Origin of the sequence: Thermoanaerobacter wiegelii Rt8.B1, from assembly GCF_000147695.2 — a bacterium.
In the GTDB taxonomy this organism is placed as follows: domain Bacteria; phylum Bacillota; class Thermoanaerobacteria; order Thermoanaerobacterales; family Thermoanaerobacteraceae; genus Thermoanaerobacter; species Thermoanaerobacter ethanolicus.
Genome location: NC_015958.1, coordinates 2,564,569 through 2,577,891 on the forward strand (window position 1 = coordinate 2,564,569; position 13,323 = coordinate 2,577,891).

The following is a 13,323-nucleotide window of genomic DNA, read 5'->3' on the forward strand; positions in this document are numbered from 1 at the left end:
AGTTAAATCTTTACCCCCTCAAAACTCAATAAAAACCTTTTTATCTCAATCCCCCCTCCAAAGCCTGTCAAATTGCCATCCTTTCCTATAACTCTGTGACAAGGAATTATAATAGGAATAGGATTTTTATTAAGAGCCTGCCCTACCGCTCTTGCTGCCTTTGGCTTGCCAATCAATTTAGCAATTTCTCCATATGTTTTAACTTTCCCATAGGGAATTTTTGAAATTTCACACCACACGGCTTTTTGAAAATCTGTACCTTGCAAATCCAACCGCACATCAAAATTTTTTAATTTCTTTTGAAAATATAGGTTAAGTTGACGTATACACTCTTCAATATAAAAATCGCTGCCTTCTTTAAAGCCTTCTAATGAAGATTTCTCATTTTCAAAGTCAATACGACATATGCCTTTACCCGAAGAAAATATTGTAAGCATGCCAATAGGCGATAAGAATTTTTTATACAGCACCTTCTCATCTCCTTAAAAATTTAAAAACTGGTAATTTGATTATATCACAATATAATCTGCAAAAACATAATGTAAAATTTTTTGAGTAATCGTTTCATATCGATTTATCACTATTGACATCATTTTAAACCTGTTTTATTATAAAAGTGTAAAGAGATTGTTAAATGAATAACAATTAAAATATAGAACAAACTATTGTTAACTTCTAATTTTTATAGAAAAATACTTAAATTTTTCGAAGCACACTTTGACAATCTCTTTATTTAAATAAAATATTTTGTTAAATTATTATCAATATGGAGGTGTTCTTATGCTTAACTTATTACAAGAAAGAAGAGAAGTAAAAGAAAAAACAGAAGTGAAAGAAACGCTGGATGTTAAAAGACAAATAGACCAATTAGTAGAAAAAGCACAAAGAGCACAAGAAAAATTCATGTCTTATACCCAAGAACAAATAGATAAAATAGTTAAAGCTATGGCTTTGGCTGGTATTGAAAATCATGTGAGATTGGCAAAATTAGCCCATGAAGAAACAAAAATGGGTGTTTATGAAGACAAAATAACGAAAAATCTTTTTGCAGTAGAATATGTGTACAATTATATAAAAGACAAAAAGACTGTCGGCGTCCTTAGTGAAAACTTAGAAGAAAATTATATGGAAGTGGCAGAACCTGTAGGAGTTATAGCCGGCGTAACACCCGTTACAAACCCTACTTCTACAACAATGTTCAAAAGCTTAATCGCTATTAAAACAAGAAATCCAATAATTTTTAGCTTTCACCCAAAAGCATTAAAATGTAGTATAGAAGCAGCAAAGACCATGTACGAGGCAGCATTAAAAGCTGGTGCACCAGAAGGATGCATAGGTTGGATTGAAACGCCTTCAATTGAAGCAACGCAACTTCTCATGACACATCCCGGCGTCTCCCTTATCCTCGCAACAGGCGGCGCTGGAATGGTAAAAGCCGCTTACAGCTCAGGAAAACCCGCCCTTGGCGTAGGTCCTGGCAATGTCCCCTGCTACATTGAAAAAACTGCAAATATTAAAAGAGCAGTCTCAGACCTAATACTTAGCAAAACTTTTGACAATGGCACAGTATGCGCATCAGAACAAGCTGTGATAATAGACGAAGAAATAGCAGATGAAGTGAAAAAATTAATGAAAGAATATGGTTGCTATTTTCTCAATAAAGAAGATACTAAAATGCTAGAAGAATTCGCTATAGACAAAAACACCGGTTTAATGAATCCAGCAGTTGTAGGTCAACCGGCAACAAAAATTGCTGAAATGGCTGGATTTAAAGTACCTGAAAACACAAAAATACTTGTAGCTGAATATCCTGCTGTAGGACCAGAATATCCTCTCTCCAGAGAAAAGCTAAGTCCAATACTTGCTTTATACACAGTCAAAGATTACAACGAAGGCATAAAAAGATGTGAAGAAATGACAGAATTCGGCGGACTTGGTCACTCTGCAGTAATACATTCTGAAAACCAACAAATTATTAATGAATTTGCAAAAAGAGTACGAGCAGGAAGAATTCTTATAAACGCCCCTGCTTCTCAAGGAGCTATTGGAGATATTTATAACACGGCTATCCCATCTTTGACTTTGGGTTGCGGTACAATGGGTAGAAATTCAACAACAGATAATGTAAGTGTTTATAACCTTATAAACATAAAACGAGTTTTTATAAGAAAAGAGAGAATGAAATGGTTCAGAGTTCCACCACAAATTTATTTTGAAAGAGGGTCATTACAATATCTGTCACAAGTAAAAGGCAAAAAAGCCTTTATTGTAACAGACCCTGTGATGGTTAAATTAGGTTTTGTAGATAAAGTAACGTATCAATTAGATAAGGCAAATATTAAATATGAAATATTCTCTGAAGTTGAACCAGATCCTTCAGTTGACACTGTAGAAAAAGGGGTAAAAATAATGAGAGGGTTTGAGCCTGACTTACTAATAGCTGTAGGTGGTGGTTCTGCAATAGATGCAGCGAAGGGAATGTGGCTTTTCTACGAATACCCTGATACAAAATTCGAAGACTTAAGGTTAAAATTTATGGACATAAGAAAAAGAACTTATAGATTTCCTGAACTGGGGAAAAAAGCTTTATTTATCGCAATACCAACCACCAGCGGTACAGGTTCTGAAGTTACTGCCTTTGCAGTTATAACAGACAAAAAGAAAAATATAAAGTACCCTCTCACAGATTACGAATTAACACCAGATATCGCTATAATAGACCCTGACCTCACAATGACAATACCACCCTCTGTCACAGCAGACACTGGTATGGACGCTTTAACCCATGCTATTGAAGCCTATGTATCTGTAATGGCATCAGACTATACAGACGCTCTCGCAGAAAAAGCTATAAAATTGATATTTGAATATCTACCTAAAGCATACAAAAACGGGCAAGATAAAGTCGCCCGCGAAAAGATGCACAATGCTTCATGCATAGCTGGAATGGCCTTCACAAATGCATTTTTAGGAAAAAACCATAGTATGGCTCATATACTTGGTGCTAAATTCCATCTTCCACACGGAAGAGCAAATGCAATACTTCTGCCCTATGTCATAGAATACAATGCTGAGTTACCTAAAAAATTTGCTTCATTCCCACAATATGAATATCCCAAAGCAGCCGAGAAATATGCAGAAATTGCAAAATTCTTGGGACTTCCTGCTTCAACAGTTGAAGAAGGAGTAAAAAGCCTCATTGAAGCGATAAAAAATCTCATGAAAGAGCTTAATCTTCCTTTGACACTTAAAGAAGCAGGCATAAATAAAGAAGAATTTGAAAAACAAATATTGGAAATGTCGGATATAGCCTTTAACGACCAGTGCACTGGCTCAAATCCAAGAATGCCATTGGTATCCGAAATTGCAGAAATATATAGAAAAGCTTATGGTGAATAAGTTAAAAAACAAGTAGAGAATGCCTCCCTCCCTGTCATTCTGAGGAGTGCAAAGCACGACGAAGAATCTCAAGGAAAGGGTATTCCTTTAGGGTCTGAGATTCTTCGGAGCCCCTTCGGTTCCCCCCTGGGCTCCGCTACGCTTCGGCTTGCGCTCCGGCTCAGAATGACATAGAAGAGGAAGGCTTCGGCTCAGGATGAAACTTTGAGAGTTTTATTCTATTTCCAAAACAGAAGTAAATTTTTCTATAAAAGGCACACCTGAGGCTGTTGGCAAAAGAACAGAAGTTACCATTACTTCATTTACAGGAATAAATTCATATTTGTCTTCTTTTTTCTCTCCATAGCCATGAAAGTCATGTATTATATAAGGGATACCTTTTTCTTTCCCAATATACATCATAGCATGTCCTGGCATATATACCAGTGCTCCTGGCTTTACACTGTCAAATACTTTTATTCTTTCTTCAATTGACATTTCCTCAGTAAATTTATAAGATTTCCCCTCACTAACCTCTTGCTCATCTGCATTTCTAGGAAGCCTTATACCAAAAGTCTTAAAGATATACATTATATAACTGGAACAATCTCTTCCTCCTAAACTATCCCCCCAACCGTATCTATCACCTATAAGTTTGAAAGCCTGCTTCAAAATGTTTTCTCTTGTATAGGGAAGATATCCAACATTTACATCTTCTTTTTTTGAAATTAAAGCATATCTAAACTCAAGATTTCCCTCTTCATTTCTAACAGGCAACTTTACAAGATAATTTCCAATAACTGATTGATTGCCAATTTGATGTAAAATATTTTCTTTTTCTAGATATATTTTTGTACCCATTGTAAATTCCAATTTAGAAACATTTTTATCAAAGGGATTGCTTTGAGTCTTTATATAGTTTCCTGTGACCAATAAAAAACTTAGTGAGTTTATATAGTCAAATAACTCTTTTTTGTCTTTCGCAATTGCAATATCTTCTGCTTTAATCCATCCACTGTAATTATACATTTGCACAAAATACCACTTCTTATCTTTACTTTTATGTAAAATAACTAAAGGTTCAAAAGCTTGACATCCCGTCTCTTGAAACCTGTCAAATTCAATATCTCCCTGCTTGTCAAAAACAGCTTCCTCCGTGGGAAAACTTCTAATAGAAGTATTTCGAATTGCTATACCGTATTTAACTGGATTTACATCCTCAATTTTTTCTAAATTTGTATTTTCTATTACATCGTCATAAAAGTCTTCTTCTATGAGGTTGCCGTACCTATTGTACATAGGCTTTTTGGGTATCTCATAACTTTTGATTAACTTAATAAGCTCATCTTTTTTTAAACTCTCTTTATATGTCTCAATGTCACATACCATACCTACCTTATTTATTATCTTTCTGTTAAAGTTTTCAATCTCTTGTGGTGTCATAATAACTTTGCCGGCATTGTCTATTTTCCTAATCCAATATTCTGGACTTAACATATCTTCAATAACCTCAAACATACAAACTCTCCTCTCATATATGCAAATTTATACACGCCTATTATAGAAAAATTTTAAAAAATGAAACTAAAAGCGAACTTTTTCGTCTATATTATAGAGATATGTTTTACAAAGGGGCGGTATACTAAATGGAGAAAAAATTTTATTTAGCCATTTTTTTAATACTGAGTATATTATGTCCTTTTCTTGGGATAACAATATTTTTAACTGCTTTTCATCATGGCATCTAGATTTTTAATACATAAAAGAAAGCGAGAAGGAGTGACAAAGTTTGTCAATCTCCTTCTCCTATTTTTTCGTTATGCTCTTTCAAAATAATTTGCAACTTCTTTAAGGTAGTCAATTATTGTAAGATGTTGTGGACATACGCTCTCACAGGTACCACATTCAATGCAGGAACTCGCTTTTGCATCTCCCAAGTTTTCGTAATCCCTGCGGTTAGCTTCATAGGTGTTATACATATGAGCTTCGTTGTAAAGTTCAAAGTTCCTTGGTATATTTACACCATTTGGACAAGGCATGCAGTAGTTACACCCTGTACAGGCAATTGGTGAAAGCTCTTTGTATTTGTTTCTAACTTTACTCACAATCTCAAGTTCTTCTTTTGTTAAGGTATTTATTCCTGAACTTTTTGCGCTTTCAATATTTTCTTTTAGTTGCTCAAACGTGCTCATGCCACTTAACACAACCGAAACTTCCGGCTGATTCCATAACCATTGAAGTGCCCACTCTGCAGGGGTACGCTTAACCTTTGCAGTATCCCAAATGTCTTGCACTGCTTTTGGAGGGTTGGCAAGCCTTCCTCCTCTTATAGGCTCCATTATTACAACACCTAAGCCTTTTGAAGCAGCATATTTTAATCCCTTCTCTCCAGCCTGCACATCTATGTCCATATAGTTGTACTGTATTTGACAGAAATCCCATTTGTCATAATAATCTACAATCTCTTGGAATACAGGATACTCATCATGGAAGGAAAACCCTATGTATCTTATCTTCCCTTCTTGCTTTTTCTTTTCAGCCCAGCTTAAAGCATCAACTTTTTTCATGTTCTCCCATTTATTTTTATCTAAAGCATGCAAAAGATAAAAATCTATGTGGTCTGTCTGAAGTTTCTTGAGCTGTTCATTTAAATATTTGTCCATATCTTCTTTCTCATTAATTAGCCAGGTGGGAAGTTTCGTAGCAAGAAAAGTTTTTTCTCGGTAACCATCTTTTAAAGCTTTACCTGCAACTATTTCGCTGTTACCTCCATGATACGGCCATGCTGTATCAATATAATTCACACCATTGTCAATGGCATACCTTATCATCTTTATCGCTTCAGCCTCATCTATTTTGCTGTTATCATTATCAATTACAGGAAGCCTCATTAAACCAAATCCTAATGCAGATACTGCTATATTCAGCTTGCCAAATTGTCTGTATTGCATCTCATCCTCTCCCCTTTGTAAAATGTTTTAATCTATATTATATCATATATTTATTCCCTTTCTTTTCTGTATTTGTCCATTATCTCTGAGAAAATCTCTGCATTTGTAGGAGGAGTATAGGATATAGCATTAGCACCTGCTTCTATCGTCTTTAAAATGGTTTCCTCAGTAGGACCTCCTGTTGCAATAATGGGTATGTCGGGACAAATATCTTTTACACGTTTTACTAAATCAGGTGTCTTTTGTGCACCAGATATGTTAAGTATTGTAGCGCCAGCTTCTACTCTCCCTTTTATGTCCTCTTTCTCCGACACTATAGTTACAACAATAGGTATATCTATTGTCGCTCTAATTTTTTTGATTATATCATTGGCAGTAGGAGCATTTACAACAACTCCCATTGCTCCAGAAAATTCCGCGTCAAGAGCCAAGTTAACAACTCTCTTTCCTTGTGTAAGTCCTCCACCCACCCCGCAAAATACCGGTATATCCGCTGCCATCATAAGAGCGTGAGTAATAACTGGCTGAGGAGTAAACGGATATACTGCTAAAACAGCATGAGCATTAGTATTTCTAATCAAAGCAATATCTGTTGTAAAAACAAGGGATTTTATTAATTTACCATAGACCTTTATTCCCGAAGCTTTTTGATGAATAACTTCAGGAACTAAAACCATCTTTTGCCTTAAAGGTGAAGTTATCTCGGGAACAAAATTATCAGACATTTTATCACCATCTTTTGCTCTTATTTTATAAAAATATTATACCAATAATTGTTTATAAATCAATACCTTTTAAGAATTAATTCCATATTTTTCAAAGATCCACTTCTTACCGTATACCGTATAAAGTCCATACAAAGCAAGAAAACACTATTAAAATTATCTTATTATTTCTTTACTTTTTAGTGTTTGAAAACAATTTTAGTTTAAAAATAATATTAAATTTTAAATTGTATTGTGTTTTTGCCACTTTTTTTGAAGGCTTATTAAATTTTTATGAAAAAATTTCACAAAATATGTACTAAAATCATCTTAGTTTGTATAAAATTAAAATAGATATTTAAAAATTAATAATTTTCATGTTTGTATTTTAATATATTTTAAAAATACATGTGTAAAATTAAAAAAATCCACAAAGGATTTACATTTTTAGTGAATGTGTTGCTAATATATATCCTGACTTTTGCAGCAGAAAAGGATAAAAAATGCCCTCAACACCTTTAAAATAAAGGGTTTAGGGCATTTTAATTTTGTCATAAGGTTGTAGTGAAAATTAATTTTTTTTCGTTTGTCCTAAAATTTTTTTAATCTCTCCCAGCCTCATAAATTTTTTACTAAAATCAATACTTAACTCTTTACCTATATCCTCAAGAACATCATTATAAAAGTCAAAAAGATAATAATTCTCCTTAATATGACTACAAGATGCTCTTCTCAAGCTCTCAAGTATCTCTGATACAGAATATTTTCCCTTTAATCTATGCTCCAGTATCCTTGCAATTACAAGTGATATAAAACATGTCAGAAAATGAGCATCAATGTGATCCTTTAATGATAAATAAACCGGTCTACTCTCAAAATCACTTTTCGTTACCTTGAAAGATTCTTCTATCTTCCAAAGCCCACGGTACATTTCAATGATTTTCTCAGGGGGTTCTTTGTATTCACTGGTAACAATAGCATAGTAACCGTCAAACTTTTCCTCTTCACGTAATCTTTCTTCATCGAAAACTAAATGTTGACGAACACTTTCCAATATTTCACCGGTATTAGGGTCAAATGCAAGGTTTTTTACGTATTTTAAAGCACCATATGCTGTTGATTTATTGTATTTTGCAGGATTTTTAATCAAATCCATCGCTTTAATTAATGCAGCTTCACGATCTTGCTTAGCTTTTGCTGCATATTTAGGACTATAGAAAATAACCTGTCTTTCATCCACTACCTTTTTTATCTTTTTCCCGTTTGTTGCAGTTACTTGTATTTCTCTTGGATAAAGCCTTGATTTAATTTTAAAACCATCACCTTTGTCGATATATCCATTTTCATCAAGAACATAGTCTTGAAAATCCTTGTCTGCACTACGAATAGAATAGCTTAATACATAACCATTTTTAGCTGATAGAATGTACCAAATATTATCTCCAGTAGTTAACCCTTTGTCTGCTACTACAATAATTCTGCCTAAAGAATACTCACGTTGAATTCTACTTAAGGCGGGAATCAAAGTAGTTTTATCCGGAGCATTCCCAGGAAAAAGCTTATATGTAATGGGTATACCATTTGTGTCCATAAATAATCCCATCTGTACAATAGGGTCAGGACGATGTTCTTTTGAAACACCTTTTTTCCTAAGGTTATCCTGCTTATCAATTTCAAAATAATAATTTGTAACATCATAATAAACAAGCTCCGTATTGCGATTATACAAAGATTTAATACGTTCATGAAGCCAAAGCTGAAGAGCATCACTGTGTTTACTAAACAGAGAAAGGCTTCTATATATATCATCCAAAGAAAAATCAAATTTTTCAAAGAACATATCTTTGTTTTCATAAGTTTTTTTCTTAGAAGCAGGATAAAGCAAGCGGGAGAATACCAGTAGTTTCATGATGGCATTTGCATCATATTTTTCATTTGAATGTCGTTGCCTGTTTCTTATAAATTTATCTATTCCAAGTTCATGATAAATTTTACTCAAAGCAGTATAGCCAAAATTCTTGCGAGCATTATAATTAGAATCCATAGATTCATTTAAAGAAAGCTGGAGATTAATAGAAAGCTTCTCGTTATTATTCTTCTCATTCATCTTACGAACTTCTTCAGTAAAAAAAGCAATTGGATCATCATATTCTTTTAGAAGTTCATCCAGATAACCAAGAGAGCGGACTGTGGACGTACGAGATTGCTTAGTTTGCTTATCATAATAACTATTAACAATTGACAAATAAGTTCTGCCTGTTTTACGGTTCGTACTTTTTTTAAGATACAAGTTTAAACACCTCAACAATCTTGTAATACGAAGGATTATATTTTTATTATACCACAATTCGCCAGAAAACGCTAGTAAAATTTGACGAAAATTTAAAAAAATTTTACCCGAAATCATTAGTAATATAAATGGTTTCGGGTTACATTAATTCAAAATTTGCTGCAAAACTAGGGGGATTTACATTTTTAGTGAATGTGTTGCTAATATATATTAAATATGCTATAATAGTAATCGTCTATAAAATAAATATAATTATAAATAAAATGTAAGGGGGATTTGGAAAAATGCTAAGAAAAAAGTGGCTTCCTCTAGTTGTGACCCTATTTTTTATCCTATCTGTCTTTTTAACTTCATGTAGCAGTAAGACACAAACCCAAACACCTCAAACTTCAGAAGAAACAAATAAAACTCCTACCGCTTCAGTTCAAGATAGTGACAACTGGACTAAAGCAAAAGACACTTCGAAAATACCGGAAGCATCAAAGTCTCGCACTGACACAATTATAATAGGTCTTCATGAACCAAAAGGAGTTTTCAATCCTCTCTATGCTGAAACATCATACGACATGTACGTAAACAGCGCTATGTTTGATAGCTTACTAGATGTAGACTTCGATGGAACATATATTCCTTCTCTTGCAAAGAGTTGGGATGTAGACAAAGATAGCAATACTATGACCTTCCATTTAAGGGATGACGTGAAATTTAGTGATGGAACACCTTTGACAGCTAAGGACGTAGAATTTTCTTATTATGTACTAGCTGATCCTACTTATGATGGGCCAATTTCTTTAGCTGCAGCAGGAATCAAAGGGTTTAAAGAATATAATGAAGGAAATGCAGACAAAATTGAAGGCATTAAAGTAATAGATGACCATACAATACAAATTCAATTAGAAAAAGTTCTCGGAACATCTTTGTCAGACCTCAATATCCCGGTTATCCCACAACATTATTATGGAAAAGATTTTGCTAAAGGCAAATTAGATGGAGTAAAGGCTCTTGAAGAAAAACCGCTTGGATCAGGTCCTTATGTATTTGAAAAATTTGTTCCTGGTCAAGAAGTTGACTTAGTCGCAAACGAAAATTACTGGAAAGGCACTCCAAAAATTAAACACCTGATTTACAAAACTACAACAGATGAAACAGCTGTTCAAATGTTACAAACAGGTGAAACGGACTACGAGACCTCAAACATCTCTGCAAAGAAAGATAATGTAGAGTTACTTGAAAGTCTTGGATTTGTTGATTATAGTTTGCTTCCAACTAATGGTTATGGTTATATAGCTTTCAATCACAAACTGCCAAAATTTCAAGATGTAAGGGTGCGTAAAGCATTAGCCTATGGCCTTAACCGCAAAGCTATAGTCGATGCTGTATACCAAGGCTTAGCAGAAGTAAGAGATGTGCCACAGTCTAAAGTATCATGGGCATATCCTGATGAATCTCAGATAATACATTACGACTATAACCCAGAAAAAGCTAAACAGCTTTTAGATGAAGCTGGCTGGAAAGTAGGGCCTGATGGATATCGCTATAAAGACGGTAAGAAATTTACAATACACTTCTTAGCTTCATCACCTAATCCAGTAAATGATGCTTTAGTACCAATGGCAGTAGAAAACTATAAAGAATTGGGTATAGAATTTGTGGCAGAACCTCTTGAATTCAACGCTATAATTGACAAGGTCAATAAAGGCGATTTTGAAATGTACTTCATGGCTTGGGGATTAACTCCTGAACCAGATCCTTATACAATATTCTTCTCAAAAGGCTCGCAAAATAGAATAGGGTATGCAAATCCAAAAGTTGATGAACTCATACTAAAGGGCCGTGAAGAAACAGATATTAATAAGCGCAAAGAAATTTATCATGAACTTTACAAAGTGTTAAACGATGACTTGCCATATATATTCATGTATCAGAGAAATGACCTCAACGCGAAGAACGCTAGAGTAGTAGGATTCCAGATTTCATCCTTCAGAGATTTTACTTATTCACTGTATCAAGCAGAAATTCTTCAGTACTAATTTAAATTTAAAAAGCCCGGGCTGTTAAGGGCCGGGCTTTTCATCTATAGGAGGGATAGAATGACACAGTTTATTATACGCAGACTACTACAGAGTATTCCTACATTAATTGGAGCTTCTATAATAATATTTTTAATTTTTGCAATGGCACCTGGTGACTATGTTACCTCTCAACTTCAAAATCCTAAGATGACTGAGGAAAGGGCTGCACAATTAAGGGCCCTTTATGGATTGGACAAACCACTACCCGAAAGGTATATTTCTTGGGCAAGCGGTGTCTTAAAAGGTGATTTGGGCGACTCTTTAATGTTTAAAAAACCGGTTATACAGGTAATAAATAATTTTATATGGAATTCCTTTATATTGGGAGTAGCTATAATGTTCTTTGAATGGTTGATTGCCTCTATAGTAGGTATCTATTCTGCTATACGGCAGTATTCTGTATTTGACACTATAGCTACCCTGCTTGTATTTATTCTTTACTCTTTACCCTCTTTCTTTTTAGGACTTGTTATGCTTAAAGTTTTTGCAGTAGACCTCAGATGGTTCCCCTTAGGTGGAATGATAACAACAGGATCCAATTATACTGGTTGGGCCCATATAGTTGATGTTGCAAAGCACATGGTACTTCCTGTTGCTACTCTAACTTTAATAAATGTAGGGGGCTTAAGCCGCTATTTTAGGGCAAATATGCTAGAAGTCATAAAGCAAGATTATATAAGGACTGCCAGAGCTAAAGGCTTAAAGGAAAGAACTGTTATTTTTAAACATGCTTTAAGAAATGCTCTTCTACCTTTGATCACTTTGTTTACTTTAGAATTACCTAGCTTATTTGCAGGTGCAATGATAACAGAAAGAATATATAACTGGCCAGGCATTGGTAAAGTCGTTCTAGAAGGAATTTATATAAGGGATTATCCATTGTTTTTAGGATACACAATGCTGATAACTGTTCTTACAATTTTAGCAAATATTTTAGCTGATGTTTTGTATGGCGTTGCTGATCCACGTGTAAGACTTAAATAGGGGGGATAGAGCTTGGATCGACTCAATGTAAATCAACCTCTTGATTATAAAAAGAAAAATAATCTGAAAAAGGCACCTTCGATTTGGAGAGACGCTTTCCATAGATTTTTAAAAAATAAATACGCCATATTGGGACTGGTAATTTTGACTTTTATGTTCCTTTTCTCTTTTGTAGGGCCTTATTTTTCGCCTTATCTGGATGCAAAAATAGATGTATCAAAAGGAAATCAACCACCAAGTGCAGAACATTGGCTTGGTACAGATAATCTAGGAAGAGATGTGCTTCTAAGACTTATGCTTGCAGGTAGAATTTCCCTTACAATAGGGATTGCAGCTACTTTGATAATCGTTTTAATCGGTGGAATATTAGGCTCTATCGCAGGATATTACGGAGGCTGGTTAGATGTCATAATAATGAGGTTGGCAGATATCATTTACGCTATGCCTGGTCTTCCTATTCTAATCATGCTAGGTGCAATAATGTCTGACTTGAAAATTCCACCCTCTCAAAGAATATACTATGTTATGTTTATCTTAGGATTTATATCCTGGGTAGGTCTTGCAAGGCTTATACGAAGCCAAATTTTGAGTTTAAAAGAGCAGGAATTCATGCTGGCAACAGAAGTTTTAGGTTTAAGAGATAGTAAAAAAATAATAAAGCACCTTTTCCCCAATGTATTACCTACTGTCATAGTTTCTGCAACCTTGGGAGTAGCTGGCGCAATATTATCAGAATCTGCTTTAAGTTTCTTAGGACTAGGTGTCATCCCTCCAACACCTTCTTGGGGATATATGCTGTCTGCTGCAAATAATATGATCGATTTTGCAAAGCGTCCATGGCTTTGGATTCCGCCAGGTGTCGCTATAATGCTAACTGTCGTAGCTATCAACTTCATTGGTGATGCTTTAAGAGACGCTTTCGATCCTAGACAAAAAATTTAGGA

At 34.5% G+C, this 13,323-nt stretch carries 9 protein-coding genes; 4 read left to right on the plus strand and 5 right to left on the minus strand.

All coding sequences use genetic code 11. The features are described from left to right. Nucleotides 1-2 precede the first annotated feature (2 nt). The gene (locus THEWI_RS12630) at nt 3-470 is read right to left on the minus strand and encodes a methylated-DNA--[protein]-cysteine S-methyltransferase (RefSeq protein WP_014063661.1); all 468 of its coding nucleotides are present in this window, start codon (nt 468-470) and stop codon (nt 3-5) included. Between the two features lie 310 nt (nt 471-780). Here THEWI_RS12630 and adhE point away from each other — a divergent pair, with 310 nt between their 5' ends. Then, on the plus strand, nt 781-3,399 hold the full coding sequence (adhE, locus tag THEWI_RS12635) for a bifunctional acetaldehyde-CoA/alcohol dehydrogenase (protein WP_014063662.1): 2,619 nt from the start codon (nt 781-783) through the stop codon (nt 3,397-3,399). A gap of 213 nt (nt 3,400-3,612) precedes the next feature. Here adhE and THEWI_RS12640 read toward each other — a convergent pair whose 3' ends face one another. The 4 genes from THEWI_RS12640 to THEWI_RS12655 all read right to left on the minus strand — a co-directional run bounded on the left by THEWI_RS12640 (nt 3,613) and on the right by THEWI_RS12655 (nt 9,323). Continuing rightward, nucleotides 3,613-4,896 (minus strand): SH3 domain-containing protein, encoded by a 1,284-nt coding sequence (locus tag THEWI_RS12640; RefSeq protein WP_014063663.1) that lies wholly within the window; start codon nt 4,894-4,896, stop codon nt 3,613-3,615. 299 nt (nt 4,897-5,195) lie between these two features. Next, the gene (locus THEWI_RS12645; protein ID WP_014063664.1) at nt 5,196-6,329 is read right to left on the minus strand and encodes an aldo/keto reductase; all 1,134 of its coding nucleotides are present in this window, start codon (nt 6,327-6,329) and stop codon (nt 5,196-5,198) included. Between the two features lie 50 nt (nt 6,330-6,379). Beyond that, nucleotides 6,380-7,054 (minus strand): beta/alpha barrel domain-containing protein, encoded by a 675-nt coding sequence (locus THEWI_RS12650; protein ID WP_003869657.1) that lies wholly within the window; start codon nt 7,052-7,054, stop codon nt 6,380-6,382. A 550-nt stretch (nt 7,055-7,604) separates the two neighbouring features. Beyond that, nucleotides 7,605-9,323, minus strand: coding sequence for an IS1634 family transposase (locus THEWI_RS12655; protein ID WP_014063665.1), 1,719 nt, complete (start codon nt 9,321-9,323; stop codon nt 7,605-7,607). Nucleotides 9,324-9,607: 284 nt separating this feature from the next. Here THEWI_RS12655 and THEWI_RS12660 point away from each other — a divergent pair, with 284 nt between their 5' ends. The 3 genes from THEWI_RS12660 to opp4C are packed head-to-tail and all read left to right on the plus strand — an operon-like array spanning nt 9,608 to nt 13,321. Continuing rightward, entirely contained in the window at nt 9,608-11,353 is a 1,746-nt protein-coding gene (locus THEWI_RS12660; protein WP_014063666.1) for an ABC transporter substrate-binding protein, read from the plus strand. A gap of 60 nt (nt 11,354-11,413) precedes the next feature. Further along, a complete protein-coding gene (locus THEWI_RS12665) occupies nt 11,414-12,379 on the plus strand; it encodes an ABC transporter permease (RefSeq protein WP_014063667.1) in 966 nt (321 codons plus the stop codon). 12 nt (nt 12,380-12,391) lie between these two features. Beyond that, a complete protein-coding gene (gene opp4C, locus THEWI_RS12670) occupies nt 12,392-13,321 on the plus strand; it encodes an oligopeptide ABC transporter permease (protein WP_014063668.1) in 930 nt (309 codons plus the stop codon). Nucleotides 13,322-13,323: the final 2 nt, after the last annotated feature.

Excerpts from the sequence above, each read along its gene's own strand:
- THEWI_RS12640 (WP_014063663.1), bottom strand. The coding sequence starts at position 4,896 with ATGTTTGAGGTTATTGAAGATATGTTAAGTCCAGAATATTGGATTAGG.
- THEWI_RS12665 (WP_014063667.1), top strand. The coding sequence starts at position 11,414 with ATGACACAGTTTATTATACGCAGACTACTACAGAGTATTCCTACATTA.
- THEWI_RS12660 (WP_014063666.1), top strand. The coding sequence starts at position 9,608 with ATGCTAAGAAAAAAGTGGCTTCCTCTAGTTGTGACCCTATTTTTTATC.
- THEWI_RS12645 (WP_014063664.1), bottom strand. The coding sequence starts at position 6,329 with ATGCAATACAGACAATTTGGCAAGCTGAATATAGCAGTATCTGCATTA.
- THEWI_RS12650 (WP_003869657.1), bottom strand. The coding sequence starts at position 7,054 with ATGTCTGATAATTTTGTTCCCGAGATAACTTCACCTTTAAGGCAAAAG.
- adhE (WP_014063662.1), top strand. The coding sequence starts at position 781 with ATGCTTAACTTATTACAAGAAAGAAGAGAAGTAAAAGAAAAAACAGAA.